The following is a 15,379-nucleotide window of genomic DNA, read 5'->3' as shown; positions in this document are numbered from 1 at the left end:
AGAAGCTGTCTTAAAAAATGCTGCGAAGGGTGTCTGCGGCGTTGCGCGGTGCTCGAAATCCTCATGTACTACTTGTACATTCCGGTTTCTGCGCTCCGGGCGCCTTGCATCCATCCCTTCTCGCGAATTTCTAAGACAGCTTCTAAGAAAATGGAGCTTATCTGATGGAAAACTCGGATAGCGCGGGTGATTTCCAAAAAATGTCTCGCAAGACCTTGAATCCAGGAACTTGCGGTAAGGTTCTTGTGACTTCAATCCTGACTTTGGCGCCGGCCGTTGCCGGCGCAGGGGGTACTGTTTACACGCCCGATCCGCTCGACAAGATCGAAAATACCGATACGCTGAATTTTATCCTCGGAGGCCAGGTACGCTACGACAGCAACCTGTTCCGCCTGTCCGGCTCCGAAGATCCGGAGCCGTTTCTCGGCCGCTCGCAAAAATCCGACATGATTTTTTCGACCAATGCCGGGATACGTATCGACAAGCCATACTCGCAGCAACGATTTGTAATCGATGCGATGGTGGTCGATAACCGATTCAAGACTTACGACTTTCTCGATTACACCGCCTTCAACTACAGCGCCGCCTGGCACTATCATGTGACGCCGCGCATCAGCGGCATCCTGCTGGCCGAGCAGAAGCAGGAACAGAACAGCTTCGCCGAATTCCGTGAAACCGAGAAAAACGTGCAGACCAGCAATGTGCGATTGTTCAACGTTGACGGCGATATCGGCGGCGGTTTCCATGCGTTGGCAGGCCTGCTGGACGTCAGGGCCCGCAACAGCAAGCAATTCGAACAGGTCGGCGATTACCAGCAGGACGGTTTCGAGCTGGGGGGCAAGTGGGTGGCTCTCTCGCAAAACTGGATCTCGCTGCTGCAGCGAGAGACGGATGGCGAATTCCGTGGACGCGTGCTCGATCCAGTTCAGCAACTCGATACCGGCTTTGACCAGAGCGAAACCGAGGCCAATATTTACTGGCGCCTCACCGGAAAATCCACCATCGACGGCAAGCTGGCCTATGTAAAACGCGAGCATGACAACTTCGATGACCGCGATTACTCGGGCATGACTGGCCGCTTCCTCTATCGCTGGGAAATCACGGGGAAAACTTCGCTGAATGTATCGTTGTCGCGCAACATCTACAGCTATCAGGAAGACGAAAACAGCTACTACATCGCGGAGACCTTCTCGATAGCGCCTGTATGGGAATACAGTCCCAAGACAACTTTCCGCGCACGCTACGACTACAGCGATCGCGACTACCGCGGTGCCATCACAGCCATCCCGGAGCTGCGTCAGGATCAGCTGCAAATCTTTCAGCTTGCCGCAGACTGGAAGGCTACCCGCAATATTATCGTGACCGGCATATTGCAGCGCGACAAGCGGAGTTCGAACTTCGAGGACTTCGATTACAACTCGAATTCGGCCAGTATCAACGCGCAGTTCCTGTTTTGAATCAAATCTCATCCCTTGCGGATTTGGGTATTGAAAAAGCCGGCTTTGCCGGCTTTTTTATTGACTCCGTCCAAAGTTCTGGAAGAACCCTGATAATAAGGCGTGCGATCCAATGGCCGCACGCCTTATTACTTTCCATGTCCTCAGGCGTAAGCCGGATTGACGAACTCCTCCATGCCGAAGGACTGGACGCGCGGGACGCGTACTTCGGTTCTGAACCAGCCAGGATACGCGGAAGGCGAGGACCATACCTGGAAGTGCAGGTGCGACAAGGCATGGACGTCGTTGAGCAGGATCATCTTTTCCTGGATGCTCAGTGCATCCGGGCCATTGCGCAGGGCCATATCCACCAGACGCTGGCGATTGCGGCGCAGAGGCTCGGGCTGCGGAATGCGCACGGTGCCGAAAGAGCACATCAAGGCATTCACGCCTGGGTTGGTGACCGCCTCGCTGAAGTCGTGTTGTTTGGTCGCGTACCCCATTTCCGATTGCACGCTACGCAATTCCGCCGGCGGGTTGGCTTCTTCAGGAATGAGGAAGAAGCCGAGCCTGCGCAGCTTGCGGCCGAATTCCGGGCTGCTGGTGTAAACCGAAATCGGAATCGAGAATATCAGCGCGCCCAGGATGGGCAGCATCCACAGCAGGAATGACGGATTGAGCCAGTAGACGGCTGCTCCCCAGACGAAGCCGAGCAGCGTATGCCATCCGTGGCGGCGGGCCGCCAGCGCCCAGGGCGTCGCAGCATCTTCGCGCGGCGGCGATTTCCACTGGATTTTAAGGCCGGTCAGGGCAGCCAGGACGAACTGCGTATGAAACAGCATGCGTATCGGCGCCATCAACATCGAGAACAGCCATTCGGCAAGCATGCTGATCAGCAGTCGTATCGTCCCGCCGAACTGGCGTGTGCCGCGCATGATGATGAGCGCGACGCTCAACAGCTTGGGCAGGAAAAGCCAGGTGGCCGTGACGCCGAACAAGGCCATCGCGCGCTCCGGATGCCATTCCGGCCATATCGGGAATAGCTGTTGCGGCTGCACGAAATACTCCGGCTCGACCAGGGTGTGTTCTGCCAGTAGCCAGGTGGAGAGCAGCAGGAATGCCAGCCACAGCAATGCTGAAACGTAAGCGACTACTCCGGTTACGAACACCGCGCGGTGGGCTGCGTGGAATCCGGGCGCCCAGAACAGGCGGAAATTCATCAGGTTGCCATGACACCAGCGGCGGTCGCGATTTAGCTCGTCCAGCAAGTTGGGCGGCATTTCCTCATAACTGCCGGGCAGGTCGTAGGCAATCCATACTGCCCATCCGGCACGGCGCATCAAGGCTGCCTCGACGAAATCGTGCGACAGGATTTCGCCGGACAATGAACCGTGGCCGGGCAAGCGGCTGAGTGCGCAATGCTTGATGAATGGCTCGACGCGGATGATGGCGTTATGGCCCCAGTAATGGGATTCGCCCAATTGCCAGTAGTGCAGGCCGGCGAGAAAGAGCGGGCCGTAAACCCGGCTCGCGAATTGCTGCAGCCGTGCGTAGAAGGTGTCGCGTCCGGCCGCGTGCGGCCCGGTCTGGATGATGCCGGCATTGGGGTTGGCTTCCATCAATTGCGCCAGCCGCGACAAGCAATCGCCGGTCATGACGCTGTCCGCGTCCATGACCACCATGTAGCGATAGTTGCTGCCCCAGCGGCGGCAGAAGTCGGCGACGTTGCCGCTCTTTCTCTTGATCCGGTGCTGGCGCCAGCGATAGAAGATGCGCCCGAAGCCGCCGACGCTGCGACACAGTTCCAGCCAGGCTTCTGACTCGGCAACGCGGGTGTCGGGATCGTTGCTGTCGCTTAGCACATAGAAATCGAAGTGCTGCAGATTTCCCGTTTTTTCCAGCGACTCGTAAGTCGCGCGCAGGCCGGCGAAGACGCGTGCCACATGCTCGTTGCAGATGGGCATGATGATCGCGGTGCGGGCGTCGGGCGCGATAGGCGTATCCTCGGCGGCGCTTTTTGAAATCGCATGGTTGTCGCCGCCGAATTGCAGCACGTAATAACCCATCAGCGCTGTCCAGAATCCGGCCGAGACCCAGGCGCAAAGTATTGCGAATAGCGACAGTACCGCCAGTTCCAAAGGTTTTTCGCCGTGATAGGGCAGCACTGCCATCATGGAATACGTCGCCATGGCGGTTTGGGCCAGGATCAGCAGAATCAGCACCGTGCGGCGCATGCTGGCTACGTGATGCCAATGACCGCGCGGATCGGGAGAATCAGGCGTGACTTTGCCGGTACGTTGCGCAACACCCAGATGCAGCCAGCTCATCAGCTTGCCCAGCAGCGCGCGTACGGGATTCGGCGGCCAGGACACCGGCGCCATCGGCGTTCGGTTGATCGGCGGCGCGACAGACAGGGAGGGATCAGGCGTTTCCGCTGACGCGGCAGCCATGTAATGCTGGTTTGCTTCCCTGTCTTCGGCGAGCGAATTGCCGTATGCGAATTGCAGGCGGCGATTGACCGAAGCCCAGGCAGGGTTGTTCAGGTCGAAGCCTTCGCCGGCCAGCACCTCGTGCAGGCAGATCAGCGCCGATGATGGATCGGCAGCGTCTTCGGATTCGGCAACCTTGCGCAATACCGACTGGCGCAACTCCGTATCCACCGGAAGCTGGTCGAGATATCGTTCGCAGGCCGCTAATGCGGACCCGCTCAATCGGGGGGAAGTATGTAGGTCCATGTCTCTGAGATCGCCGTGTTGTTGCTGCGCAGATAGCTGCGCAGTTCGATGGGTTTGTTGTTGTCCACGCGCTTCACGCGGATGGATTGCCTCCACGTGCCGGTGACAACATTGGGATAAAGCGTGTTTTCAACGAGCTGGCCGTTGTCGTCGATGGACACGACGGCTTCCATCTTGGCTTCCGTGCTCATTTTGCGCAGCCCCGGGCCGTCGAATTCGAGAATGAAGCCGATGCTGCCGTCCGGATGCTTGACGTAACTGTTGCCGCGCCGTGTTTGCACTACCCAGGAGGAAGGCGGCCGGGTTTCAATTTCCTTCTGCCACTGGATGCGGTATTCCAGGCTGTAGGGAACCCGCGGCTTGGGCGGCGTATCCGGAATCCAGTAGGCGACGATGTTGTCGTTAGTCTCATCCGGAGAAGGAATCTGCACCAGTTCCACGCGACCCGGCCCCCAATCACCCTTGGGTTCGATCCAGGCGCTGGGCCGTTTTTCGTAGCGCGCCTCCAGGTCTTCGTAATGGCTGAAATCGCGGTCGCGCTGCATCAGGCCGAAGCCGCGCGGATTGACAGTCGAGAACGAGGTAGTGAGCAGACGCTTGGGGTTGACCAGCGGACGCCACATCCATTCTTCATTGCCGGTGCGTACCTGCAAGCCGTCCGAGTCGTGCACTTCGGGCCGGAAGTCATCGACCGGTGCCTTGTTGTTTTCGCCGAAGAAATACATGCTGGTCAGCGGCGCGATGCCTAGCTTGCCAACGTTGTCGCGCATGAACAGGCGACTGTAGACATCCATGGTCGTGTTCGCGCCTGGCGTGATGACGAAGCGATAGGCACCGACGGCACGCGGCGAATCCAGCAGGCCGTAGATCACCAGATGCTTGCTGAACATGCTGGGACGTTCCAGCCAGAATTCGACGAAACGGGGAAACTCCTCACCGGAGCTCATTGCCGTGTCGATGGCCAATCCTCGCGCCGATAGCCCGTATATCTGACCTTTTCCCAGCGCGCGGAAATAGCTGGCGCCGAGGAATACCAGAGCTTCATCCTTGTATTGCGGGGTATTGATCGGGAAGTGAACGCGGAAGCCGGAGAACCCTACGTCCTTCCATGCCTTGGTGTTGAATTTGTTGGCGCCGTAATCGAAATCGGCAGGGTCCAGCTTGATTTCCTGCACACCCTGGCTATTGATCTCATTGATCCTGACCGACTGGTTGTAGTGCCAGCCCTGATGAAAGAAGGTCAGCTCGAAAGGCAGATTGGCACTACGCCAATGGGATTTTTCCGGTTTGAAACGAATATCCCTGAATTTGTCGTAATCAATAGTTTCCAGGTCCTTGGGCAGGCTGGTGTCGGCTTTCTTGAATGGCGTCGCAGACAACTGCTCGGCGCGCTTGGCGACATCGTTGAAATCAAAGGCAAACGCAGTGTGGCTCCACAGCAACAAAAAACCGGCAAAAGCCATGTATTCCGCGAAGCGGTAATAAAAGAAAAGGTGTAACGAGTTCAAATTATTGTTTTTATCGTTAATTAATATGTATTGTTTTTGCACAACAAAATCTCCGAATTGATCTGTATTACTAGGCAAGAAGAGTGCCAGCTCAAAAGAAGGGGTTCGGCACGCAAAATCATTTGTAAGTTTTTGATTATTAATGGTGCGATCAGGCCGTGATGGCATCGTTTTCAAGGCCCCGACAATCCGAGCATGGCTTAAAAGATGTGATTTTCAAGATTTGTCTCCTTATCGAGACATAAAAAAACGAATTAAAACATGATATTGCATGATCTTTATTGCCCACTGGTCGTGGATCGGCGACAGGTTTTGAGGTTCTTTTTTGGCTTTATTGCTGAAATGGGCTCTAAACGGCATTGTCGCCAAGGCATCGTCTAAAATCGCAAAGACTTATAGGAATTTACTGACAAGCGGAGCTTGCCCGGGCCTCAAGCAGAGCTCAGCGTCATGCAGAGGCATTGGAGCGGTATAGTCGCGGATATTGATGATGACAGTGGCAAAAACCGCCCATAATGAAATGGGATTTCAGCATTTGAAAAAAAGGAGCCTTTATGACCATCACCCTACGTTTTCACGAAACTGGCGGACCTGAGGTCCTGCGGGTCGAAAATATTGATGTGGCCGCGCCCGGCCCCGGCGAGGCCCGCGTGCGCCACCATGCCATTGGGCTCAATTTCATCGACATTTACCAGCGCAGCGGGCTCTACAAGGTGCCCTTGCCGTCCGGCGCAGGCAATGAGGGAGCCGGCGTGGTCGAAGCGATAGGCGAAGGCGTGACATGGGTAAAGCCCGGTGACCGCGTCGCCTATGCCGGCGGGCCGATCGGTTCGTATTGCGAAGTGCGCAACATGCCCGCGGACCGGTTATGCATGCTGCCGGAGGATATTTCTTATGAGCAGGCCGCAGCCATGATGCTGAAAGGCATGACGGTGCAATACCTGATCCGCCGCACGTATGCGGTTCAAGCGGGCGACACGGTGCTGTTTCACGCTGCCTCCGGCGGGGTCGGGCTGATCGCCTGCCAATGGCTGAAGGCGCTCGGCGCTACAGTAATAGGCACTGCGGGCTCGGAAGAAAAATGCGCGCTCGCCCGCGCGCACGGCGCCGATCATTGCATCGATTACCGCACGGAAAATTTCGTCGAGCGGGTACGCGAAATCACTCATGGTACCGGTGTGCGCGTCGTTTACGACTCGGTCGGCAAGGACACATTCCTCGGCTCGCTGGATTGCCTGCAGCCGCTGGGCATGATGGTCAGTTTTGGCAACGCTTCCGGCCCGGTGCCGCCATTCGACCCCGGCCTGCTGACGCAGAAGGGTTCGCTTTTTTTCACCCGTCCTTCGCTGTTCAGCAACACCGCTAGGCGTAGCGATCTGGAAGCCACGGCACAGGAACTGTTCGATATCGTGCACAGCGGGCAGGTGAAAATCGACATCGGACAACGCTATGCGCTGGCGAATGCGGCAGAAGCGCATCGCGACATGGAAGCGCGCAAGACGACCGGCGCCGGCATATTGATTCCCTGATTTCATGCGCGACCTCGACGATCTCTTCGCCGCGCTGGCGCGGTCGGATTTCCGGCGCAAATTCCGCCTGAAGGGCGGCGATGTGGAATACCTGCGCGACAAGGGCCTGCCGCTGGTGATGCTGCACGCGCAGGATTTCATCGCGAAACGCCTTGCGCCGGCGGTCATCCCCAACGACGGCCAGCAGACGCCGATGCGCGGCCATCCGGTATTCGTCGCCCAGCATGCCACCGCCTGCTGCTGTCGCGGTTGTCTGGAAAAATGGCACGACATTCCGCCGGGCCGCGCGTTGACGCCGGAAGAGACGCAGCACGTGCTGGCGACGCTGGAACGTTGGCTGCGGAAGCAGGCCGAACCGCTGCCGCCGCCCCGGCAATCGGGTTTCGAGTGGTGATGACGCGGCTAGCGTGTGCTGCGTTTCTCGCGCCAGCCCTGCCAGAAGCCGCGCAAATCGGGCAGGAATGTCAGCAGCACCAATAGTCCTGCCAGGCTCAGGTATACCCAGCGCAGCGAATACTCTGTGACGAAGCTGGCCGCCGGAGTCTGCGACTGCACGAAATCGTAGAACGCGTCGGTATCTTGGCCTTCGATATAGCTGCCCTTGATTTCCTGCGCCAGCAACTTGAGGTATTCCGCATCCTGTTGCGACAGGTAACGGTCGAATTCGGCATAGGCCACTTCCGGGTCCGGTTCGTCCTTGCTGGTGTCCGAATAGGATGCGCCGACCGCGCCATGCTCCTTGGCGTCCGCAGACCAGTAACCGACCCACTTGTTGGCCGCGTTAAAGCGCGGGATCGCCACCGGCGTATGTCCGCCGACGCCGACGAACACCACGTTCTGGCCGATCTGCACGCCGGAAAGATCCAGTTTGTTGATTGCGTTGACCTTAGGGGCTTCGTCGCCGTCCGTGAAAAACAGCATCTTCGCGGGCGTATTCAGCGCATCGAACACGTTCGCCGCCGCTTTGACGCCGAAGCTCAGACGGCTGTTGCCCGACCACGCCATGCGCCATTCCAGATGCTCGATGGATTCGGTGATTTCGTCATAGTTAGCGCACACTTCAAGCGGCATGAACAGCAGTGCGACGTTCTCGGCGGCAAACACGCCCACGCTGATGTAGGTGCCGCAAGGGGAAGTTTCGACCACGCGCTTCATCAGATGGCGCGTATAGGCCATGCGGCTCACGTTCTGGCTGTTCAGCTTCACGTCCTCGGCATTCATGCTCTGCGACACGTCGGCGACCAGCAGGTAGTTGTGCACCTCCTGCTTTAGCGGTATCTGCGGCTTGACCAGCGCCAGCGCGAGCAGCAGCGCCGCGCCGGCGAACAGCGCCGACTCGTGGTGCGCGCGCAGGAAATCGACCAGCTCTCTCATGGCAATCCAATCGGCAGGTTGCTGAGCTCCATCCCGGATTGCTCTTTCGCTGCGCCCTTGGTCCCGGCGGGCATGACCCCGTGCACCAGAGTCAGGTTGAACTTGGCGGCACGCAAGCCGGGATCGCTGCGCAATGCTTGTTCATAGCCCATGCGCGCCTGGGCGAAGGCATGACGCGCTTCATCCTTGAGGGTGCCGTCGTCGTTCACCCGGCGTTCCAGTCCGGATAAAAACAGGTTGTTGGCGATGTTGAACTGGATGCGCGCACGCTCGGAAGTTTCAGGGGCCATTTCCAGCAGTTGCCCATAGGTCTGGATGGCATGCTTGTAATCCTGGCGCCGGCCTTGGTCGTAAGCCGCGGAGTACTTTGTCTGGAACGGATAGGCTTCGTCCTTGACCAGCCGACCGGCGGCCAGAGCAGCGTTGATGCCCTCGATGCGCCTGGTCTGGTAAGCCTCGTAAGCCGTGCCGGCCAGTCCGGCAGCAAGCAACAGTCCCAGCACGATGTTTTTTCTTTTCAGGCGGTTTTCCATGAATTCACTCTCAAATTCTTGACGATGAATAACAGTACGCAGAGGCCCAGCGCCAGCAGGATCAGGTCGCGCGCGTAATCGTGCCCCGGCATGCTGACGGCATACTGGATCACGTTTTTCTCGCGCGCGTCGATGTCGCGCAGCGCCGATTGCAGCGCGGTCGGGTTGTCTGCCTCGTAGGCGCGGTACTTGATCTTGAGCGACTTGAGGTACTGGTCCAGCTCCAGCACCGCCGGCATGGATTCCGGTGTGTAAGCCGGGTTCTGCCCGAAGATGCTGATGTCGTCCGGCTCGCGCAGCACGATCCAATAGAGATTGAGTTTCTTGCTTGTCAGTTGCTCGTGGATTTTCTGCTTCACGCGCGGGCTGATTTTGCCTGCGCCATCGGACAGCAAAATGATGGCGCGCGAACCCGAGCTGGGAATGTCGTCAAACAGCGAGACGCCTTCGGTGATGCCCGCCCCGATGTTGGTCTGGTTGATGCCGGCGCTGGTGGCGGCGTTGATCGCCGCGAACACCGCCTTGCGGTTGCTGGTGATCTTCACGCCGTGCAGCGCGGCATTGGTAAAGGCCACCACGCCTATCATGTCGTCCGGCCGGGCATTGATGAAATCGGTAATCAGGCGTCGCGCCGCCGTGGCTTTCACCTCGGCGGTACGGCCGCTGGTCGAATCGCCGGCGAACGGGTGTTCCATGCTGACGCTGCGGTCGATCACCACGACCGTCTGTGCGCCCTTGCCGACCTTCTGCACCTTGATGTCCGGCCCCTGCGGCCCGGCCAGCGCCAGTACGATAGCGGCGAGCAGCAGCGCGACCAGTGCACGCACGGTGGTGTCGGCAGTCTCGGAAACGCGGTCGTGCGGCACCATCTCCAGCCAGGAGTACATCTGCCCCTGACGGCTCTTGAGCCAGAATGGGGTGAGGGCGAGGGGCAGCAGCAACAGCGCCCAGGGATGCAGCAAGGTCATGCTGCCCCCCGCTCGCAATCGCGCAGTTGCTTGCCGAATGCCGTCATGTCCTTCACGAATGCATGGGTGTCCTGCGGCGGCTCGGAGAACAGCGCGCGGCCGGAGTGTACGAAGAACGCCTCGATGTCGGCACGCGCACGCGAGAACTGCGGATGTTTTTCCACGAAAGCGTCGATGTCCGCCGCGAACAGGTTGCTGCCATGTGTGCGGTTGAATGCTTCATGCAGGGTCGCCAGCGCCGTCTTCCAGGCGTGTCCGTCCTTGGCCGGCAAGCGCTTGATGCGACGATGCGCCTGTGCAAACGGGCCGTTCATGAACGGCAGCCAGCGGCTGTCGGCGTTGTAGTAGGCCAGCGCCAGTGCGGCGACAACCAGCAGTGCGAGAAAGCCAATCAGCCGCGCCCGATGGCTTGCGACATCGATGGCGGAAGGGCGGAACTGCGGCTGCAGATTGCCTTTGGCCGTGGAGATGTCCGCGATTGCCAGCGACGAATACCAGAAACGCCAGGCCGGGATATTAAGTGCCAGTCCCTGGGGGCCGCCGGTCAACGCAAACGTCTCTTCCGGCAGCGTCAGCACGGCCGGTGCGCTGGCATGGCCGAACACCTGGTAGCGCAAAGTAACGGCATAACGGTTGGTTTGTCCGGCTTGCTTCTTTTCAATGCGCAGGTCGGCCAGTTCGATGCCATTGCGGTTGACGCCTTTCATCGGCAGCGCACTCTGCGAAAGCTGGTAGGGCGCGGGGGCCTCCAGCACCACGGTACGCTCCATGATGTCGCCGATGCGGATGCCGGTGCTCTGGACGGGGTTGACCAGTTGCACGACGCGCGCCGCCTGTTCCGCGTGGGCGGTCTGCGTCAACAGTATCAGAACGACCGTGCAGAGAAGTTTCCTGAAAAGTGGGGTCATAAGCTCATGTATTGCTCAAAGTAGTGGGACATGGCATCGGCATCGAAGTCGCCTTCGATGAAATGCCCGGGGCTGTCGAAGCGTTCGAACATATCTTCCAGTGCCTCGCGCCGTGCCGCGAAAGCCGCCTCGAACTGGGCGCGCACGGCCTCGCGGAAGAGGATGACACGGTTGCGCCCGGTTTCCGGGTCGATCAGGTTGCCGAACCCGAAGCGGGGCAGCGCCTTGTATTCGCGCTCGTCCCACAACACGACGGGAATCACCTGATGCATCGACATCATGTTGAATGCCTCGGCGATCAGCTCCAGCGGCATGTGGAAATCGGAAATCCAGAACACCAGCCCGCGATGCTGGCTGAGGTATTGCGGGACTTCGAGGATGCCTTGTGGCCCGACATTCAGGCGTCTGAAATCGCCCAGCTGTTCGATGATCTCGAACGCCTGGTGCACATGCGCGCCGAGCGGCAGGAGCAGCGGTTCTTCCACCTGGCTGTGATAGCCGACAAAGCCGAACAGGTCGCCGGCCTCGTGTGCCGAACAGGCCGCCGACGCCGCGATTTCCCTGGCGATGTCCAGTTTGCGCCGACGGCCCGCGTACTGCATCGAGCCGGACAGGTCGCACACCGCGAACACCGGGGTGGTGTTGTCCTGGTTGTGCAGCCTGACCTGTACCTGCTCGAAGGGATCACGCAGCGATTGGCGCAAATCCATGCGGCGTGCATCGGGATAATCCACCAGTGGCACATTGCCGCGATATTCGAACCCCAGCCCGCGTTGCGTGCCCTTGTGTCCGCCGAAATGGACGCTGCTGGAGCGCCACGGGATGGCGTAGGTGAACGGTTTGGCGTAGGACGGAATCATGTTAGTGTGAACACGCCCTAGCCCTTGGCAGGAACTGCGACACTGCCGAGGATGTGCGCCGTGAGTTCGCGCGCCAGCGCCGTGCGACGCATCTCGTACATCGAATGGAAGACCAGCCGGTGCGCAACGATTTCGTGGAACACCGCGTGGATGTCCTCGGGGTACAGGCTGTCGCGCTCCATCAGCCAGGCGTGCACGCGCGCCGCCTTGAGCAGCATGCCCATGCCGCGAGGGCTTGCGCCGGTGTGGATCAGACGATGCACGTCTACGCTGTCCATCTTGACGCCGAACTTCTCGGGATGCTGCGTCGCTTCCCACAGATCCAGCGCGTACTCCTTGATCGCGTCGCTGGCGCGCACATGCTCCTGCAGCGTGCGCGAGAAGTCGTTGAGCTGGTCGAAGTGCAGGAGTTCCGGCTCGACCTGCTGCGTCAGCTCTTCGGCGTGCTGGAATCGGGTGTCGAACATCAGCGACTTGCGCAGCTCGCGGTCGGATGGAATCTCGACAGGAATTTCCATCATGAAGCGGTCGCGTGCCGCGGAAGGAATCTCAAATGTTTCGTTTTTTTCCACCTGGTTGCGGTCGGCGAATACCAGCATGTGCGGCAGGCGGTATTCGCGCTTGAAGGCATGCACGTGGCGTTCGGCCATCATGCGCAGCATCAGCGCATGCACTTGCGGACGGGCGCGATTGATTTCATTGAAGAAAAACACCGACAGGTTTTCGCCGGCGCGTAGCAGCGGGCCTTCGTCGATCTGCGGGCGACCATCCGGCCCCAGAAAGGTGTGATAGATCAGGTCGTTGGGCATCAGGTCCACGGTGCCTTCGATACGCTCGTACGCGCCGCCGATGCCGCGCGTGATGGACTGTAGCAGGGTGGTCTTGCCGACGCCGACGCCGCCTTCCAGCAGTACGTGTCCGCGCGCGAAGATCGCGACGTTCATCAGGCGAATGGCTTTGTCCTGGCCGACGATGACGTTCTTGACTTCGTTTTCCAGCTTCAGGGCATGACTGCGCCAGTCGGTGAGCCGGTTATCCAGTGGTTGGGACATGGGAATTCCTTGGTGGGCTAAAAATGGGGTGCGTTGTGGACGCGGAATCAACGATACAACTGATGGCGCGGACGCCCGTTCAGGATGTTGCTCGATCCCCAGTTGGCGACGTTACGAAAAGCTTCCGAACCGACAAACGAATGGAAGGCGGCCTCGTCTGTCCACTCGGACATGATGAGATAGCTGTTGTCTTGCGCGCAGTCGCGATAGAGCAGCGAGCGGGCATGGCCGGATGCTTTGTTCAGGGCATTCATCACGCCTTGCACGGCGCTCTCGAACTCCTGTTGCTTGCCCGGAAGGACGTCGTAGTTCATGCCGATGGTAATCATGCGTATTCCTTGATCCTGTCAATAATGGGCGGCATTGCCGCCACTTGCCTTATACGGTGGCCTGGAGGATTACGATCCCGGCCCAGACGAACCCGACGGTGGAGACCACGAACGTGGCCGCGGTGTACATCTTGGCCCACATGAATTGCCAGAAATCCGGCTTGAGCATGGCGATGGTGAAAACAGTGGGATTGGTGAAGCCGCCGATGGCGATCAGCCAGCAAGCTTCAACCGGTAATTCGATGCTGGCGGCCTTTGCAACGGAATAGAAACCGAGGTTGAGGATGGCCATCAGAATATAGTCGATGTGCGCCTTGATGAGTAGGCCGTAGTCTTTGATCACTCCGCCGTCCACTCCCGGAACCGGGAACCAGCGTGCGAAAGTGCCCAGCCACGCGCAGGTGAGTGAGCAGAAGACGAGAAAAATACCGGCAATCAGCAGAATTTCCATGAGAGTTCTCCCTGTTTAGTTTGTTATTGCTTGTAAAAACGTAACGACTTCGGCTATGGCTTCTTCGTTCACGCGATGCCAGGTCTTTCCGGCAGGCATCAGCCGAACGTTAGGGCCATTGATGCACATACTCATGCAGGCAGATTGCTCCACCGTGACAGGCAAACCCGCTCGCCGGATCGTCTCTTCCAGTTGCGCTGCCGTCGTTCGGCTTCCGCTGTTCCCGCAGGAGCGCGGATTTGGCGGATGGCGCAACTGCGTACAGACAAGAAGCTTCATGGGCGGCCTATCTCATGGGTATGCGTTGATGGATACAGGTCTGTATACATTCGTATCGAACTATACAGACCTGTATATTCTTTGCAATAGCTTGCGTGTGAATTTTTAACGGGTTTGAACGGATGTTCGAGAAAGCCGGCGGTATACGGCTTAGAGCCTATTTCAGTAGTACTCATCCGCCGCGCCCGCAGTCAGCCGGCCCGGACTCGGTGGATGAATACTACTCTTGGTTCTGATGCGAGGTTTTGAACGGATTGTGCTCGTTGAGCTCGCCGATATAGTCGCGCATATGCAGCGATTCGCGCGCCAGGAATTCCTCTATTGCACCGGAGAATCCAGGATGCGCCAGCCAGTGCGCGGAATAGGTTTTAGTAGGTAAAAACCCCCGCGCCAGCTTGTGCTCCCCTTGCGCGCCGCCCTCGAACGTCTTGATGCCGCGAGCGATGCAGAACTCAATGGTCTGGTAATAGCAGGTCTCGAAATGCAGGCCGGGGAAATACTGCTGCGATCCCCAATAACGGCCATAGATCGCTTCGTTATCGAAGATATTGAGCGACGCGGCGATATCCGAATTGCCGTCATTGGCCAGAATCAGCAGCACGCTGTCCGGCATCCTGCGCCCAAGCTCGATGAAGAATTCCAGCGTCAGGTAGGGCATGGAGCGATGTTCGCGGTAAGTATTGATGTAGCAATCGGTAAAAAACGACCAGTCCTGCTCGGTAATTTCTGCCCCGGTAAAATGCCGGAAAACAATGCCCCTCTCGTGAATCTTGCGCCGCTCCTGATGGATTTTCTTGCGCTTGTCGTGACTCATCGCCGCCAGATAATCCTCGAAGTTGCGATAGCCCGGATTGGTCCAGTGAAACTGCACACCCTCGCGGATCATCAATCCCGCATCCTCAAAAATGGCGCGCTCGCTTTCGGCAGGAAACAGGCAGTGGAACGAGGACAGTCCTGCGTTGCGAGCATAGTTCACCGCGGCGACCACCAACAACTTCCGGCAATCGTCGTTCTCGGCCAGCAGACGCGATCCGGCTACAGGCGTGAACGGTATCGCGGACAATAGTTTCGGGTAATAAGAAAGACCGCTGCGCTCGTATGCATCGGCCCAACCCCAGTCGAACACATACTCGCCATAGGAATGATGCTTCACGTACATCGGCATCGCCCCGACCAGGTAAGTCCCCAGCCACAACGTCATGTGCTGTGGCATCCAGCCGGTTTCAAGGCTGGCGCAGCCGGTATCCTCCAGGGCGCGGAGAAAGGCGTGTTGCAGAAAAGGTTGGGTTCCCGCCAGCCGGTTCCAGTCTTGAGAAGTGATCTCGGCAATGCTGTCGAACACCCGGAACGTGGGGCTCAGTTTTGGCCTCCGGGCGCTATTGTTTGAGGCATCGTCCGCCATGGCAACCCTGGCCGC

At 58.7% G+C, this 15,379-nt stretch carries 15 protein-coding genes; 3 read left to right on the top strand and 12 right to left on the bottom strand.

The window, feature by feature from the left end; translation table 11 throughout:
* The first annotated feature begins 164 nt into the window (after window positions 1-164).
* A complete protein-coding gene (gene epsL / locus ACR65W_RS07265) occupies window positions 165-1,457 on the top strand; it encodes an XrtB/PEP-CTERM-associated polysaccharide biosynthesis outer membrane protein EpsL (protein WP_434502452.1) in 1,293 nt (430 codons plus the stop codon).
* Between the two features lie 143 nt (window positions 1,458-1,600).
* Here epsL and mdoH read toward each other — a convergent pair whose 3' ends face one another.
* Window positions 1,601-4,171, bottom strand: a complete 2,571-nt coding sequence (mdoH, locus tag ACR65W_RS07260) for a glucans biosynthesis glucosyltransferase MdoH (RefSeq protein ID WP_434502450.1) — start codon at window positions 4,169-4,171, stop codon at window positions 1,601-1,603.
* Window positions 4,144-5,847 (bottom strand): glucan biosynthesis protein G, encoded by a 1,704-nt coding sequence (locus tag ACR65W_RS07255; RefSeq protein WP_434502454.1) that lies wholly within the window; start codon window positions 5,845-5,847, stop codon window positions 4,144-4,146. Before ACR65W_RS07255 ends, mdoH begins: the two co-directional genes overlap by 28 nt.
* A 386-nt stretch (window positions 5,848-6,233) precedes the next feature.
* Here ACR65W_RS07255 and ACR65W_RS07250 point away from each other — a divergent pair, with 386 nt between their 5' ends.
* Window positions 6,234-7,208, top strand: coding sequence for a quinone oxidoreductase family protein (locus ACR65W_RS07250; RefSeq protein ID WP_434502448.1), 975 nt, complete (start codon window positions 6,234-6,236; stop codon window positions 7,206-7,208).
* A gap of 4 nt (window positions 7,209-7,212) precedes the next feature.
* The gene (locus ACR65W_RS07245) at window positions 7,213-7,602 is read left to right on the top strand and encodes a DUF4186 domain-containing protein (protein ID WP_434502446.1); all 390 of its coding nucleotides are present in this window, start codon (window positions 7,213-7,215) and stop codon (window positions 7,600-7,602) included.
* Between the two features lie 8 nt (window positions 7,603-7,610).
* Here the strand turns inward: ACR65W_RS07245 and ACR65W_RS07240 are convergent, their stop codons facing one another.
* The 10 genes from ACR65W_RS07240 to ACR65W_RS07195 all read right to left on the bottom strand — a co-directional run bounded on the left by ACR65W_RS07240 (window position 7,611) and on the right by ACR65W_RS07195 (window position 15,364).
* The gene (locus ACR65W_RS07240) at window positions 7,611-8,582 is read right to left on the bottom strand and encodes a vWA domain-containing protein (protein ID WP_434502444.1); all 972 of its coding nucleotides are present in this window, start codon (window positions 8,580-8,582) and stop codon (window positions 7,611-7,613) included.
* A complete protein-coding gene (locus ACR65W_RS07235) occupies window positions 8,579-9,115 on the bottom strand; it encodes a hypothetical protein (protein ID WP_434502442.1) in 537 nt (178 codons plus the stop codon). Before ACR65W_RS07235 ends, ACR65W_RS07240 begins: the two co-directional genes overlap by 4 nt.
* Window positions 9,100-10,083 (bottom strand): vWA domain-containing protein, encoded by a 984-nt coding sequence (locus ACR65W_RS07230; RefSeq protein ID WP_434502440.1) that lies wholly within the window; start codon window positions 10,081-10,083, stop codon window positions 9,100-9,102. The genes ACR65W_RS07235 and ACR65W_RS07230 overlap by 16 nt, the downstream gene beginning before the upstream one ends.
* A complete protein-coding gene (locus tag ACR65W_RS07225; protein ID WP_434502438.1) occupies window positions 10,080-10,943 on the bottom strand; it encodes a hypothetical protein in 864 nt (287 codons plus the stop codon). Before ACR65W_RS07225 ends, ACR65W_RS07230 begins: the two co-directional genes overlap by 4 nt.
* 44 nt (window positions 10,944-10,987) lie before the next feature.
* Entirely contained in the window at window positions 10,988-11,851 is an 864-nt protein-coding gene (locus tag ACR65W_RS07220; RefSeq protein ID WP_434502436.1) for a DUF58 domain-containing protein, read from the bottom strand.
* A 17-nt stretch (window positions 11,852-11,868) separates the two neighbouring features.
* Window positions 11,869-12,903: an AAA family ATPase gene (locus ACR65W_RS07215; RefSeq protein WP_434502434.1), complete on the bottom strand. Its 1,035-nt coding sequence runs from the start codon at window positions 12,901-12,903 to the stop codon at window positions 11,869-11,871.
* 47 nt (window positions 12,904-12,950) lie between these two features.
* The gene (locus ACR65W_RS07210) at window positions 12,951-13,232 is read right to left on the bottom strand and encodes an antibiotic biosynthesis monooxygenase family protein (protein WP_434502432.1); all 282 of its coding nucleotides are present in this window, start codon (window positions 13,230-13,232) and stop codon (window positions 12,951-12,953) included.
* Window positions 13,233-13,281: 49 nt separating this feature from the next.
* Complete coding sequence (locus ACR65W_RS07205; RefSeq protein WP_434502430.1) at window positions 13,282-13,683, bottom strand: hypothetical protein; 402 nt, start codon at window positions 13,681-13,683, stop codon at window positions 13,282-13,284.
* A 15-nt stretch (window positions 13,684-13,698) separates the two neighbouring features.
* A complete protein-coding gene (locus ACR65W_RS07200; protein ID WP_434502428.1) occupies window positions 13,699-13,962 on the bottom strand; it encodes a (2Fe-2S) ferredoxin domain-containing protein in 264 nt (87 codons plus the stop codon).
* 220 nt (window positions 13,963-14,182) lie between these two features.
* Window positions 14,183-15,364, bottom strand: coding sequence for a GNAT family N-acetyltransferase (locus ACR65W_RS07195; RefSeq protein WP_434502426.1), 1,182 nt, complete (start codon window positions 15,362-15,364; stop codon window positions 14,183-14,185).
* Window positions 15,365-15,379 lie beyond the last annotated feature (15 nt).

It is taken from the genome of Methylocystis sp. (assembly GCF_051062815.1).
Taxonomy (GTDB): Bacteria; Pseudomonadota; Alphaproteobacteria; order Rhizobiales; family Beijerinckiaceae; genus Methylocystis.
Note: the sequence above shows the minus strand (reverse complement) of the source record. Positions and strands in the feature narration are given on the sequence as shown.

Coding starts and splice junctions, on each gene's coding strand:
- ACR65W_RS07245 (WP_434502446.1), top strand. CDS start 7,213: ATGCGCGACCTCGACGATCTCTTCGCCGCGCTGGCGCGGTCGGATTTC.
- ACR65W_RS07220 (WP_434502436.1), bottom strand. CDS start 11,851: ATGATTCCGTCCTACGCCAAACCGTTCACCTACGCCATCCCGTGGCGC.
- ACR65W_RS07235 (WP_434502442.1), bottom strand. CDS start 9,115: ATGGAAAACCGCCTGAAAAGAAAAAACATCGTGCTGGGACTGTTGCTT.
- ACR65W_RS07230 (WP_434502440.1), bottom strand. CDS start 10,083: ATGACCTTGCTGCATCCCTGGGCGCTGTTGCTGCTGCCCCTCGCCCTC.
- ACR65W_RS07215 (WP_434502434.1), bottom strand. CDS start 12,903: ATGTCCCAACCACTGGATAACCGGCTCACCGACTGGCGCAGTCATGCC.
- ACR65W_RS07210 (WP_434502432.1), bottom strand. CDS start 13,232: ATGATTACCATCGGCATGAACTACGACGTCCTTCCGGGCAAGCAACAG.
- ACR65W_RS07255 (WP_434502454.1), bottom strand. CDS start 5,847: ATGCCATCACGGCCTGATCGCACCATTAATAATCAAAAACTTACAAAT.
- ACR65W_RS07205 (WP_434502430.1), bottom strand. CDS start 13,683: ATGGAAATTCTGCTGATTGCCGGTATTTTTCTCGTCTTCTGCTCACTC.
- epsL (WP_434502452.1), top strand. CDS start 165: ATGGAAAACTCGGATAGCGCGGGTGATTTCCAAAAAATGTCTCGCAAG.
- ACR65W_RS07200 (WP_434502428.1), bottom strand. CDS start 13,962: ATGAAGCTTCTTGTCTGTACGCAGTTGCGCCATCCGCCAAATCCGCGC.
- ACR65W_RS07240 (WP_434502444.1), bottom strand. CDS start 8,582: ATGAGAGAGCTGGTCGATTTCCTGCGCGCGCACCACGAGTCGGCGCTG.
- ACR65W_RS07250 (WP_434502448.1), top strand. CDS start 6,234: ATGACCATCACCCTACGTTTTCACGAAACTGGCGGACCTGAGGTCCTG.
- ACR65W_RS07195 (WP_434502426.1), bottom strand. CDS start 15,364: ATGGCGGACGATGCCTCAAACAATAGCGCCCGGAGGCCAAAACTGAGC.
- mdoH (WP_434502450.1), bottom strand. CDS start 4,171: ATGGACCTACATACTTCCCCCCGATTGAGCGGGTCCGCATTAGCGGCC.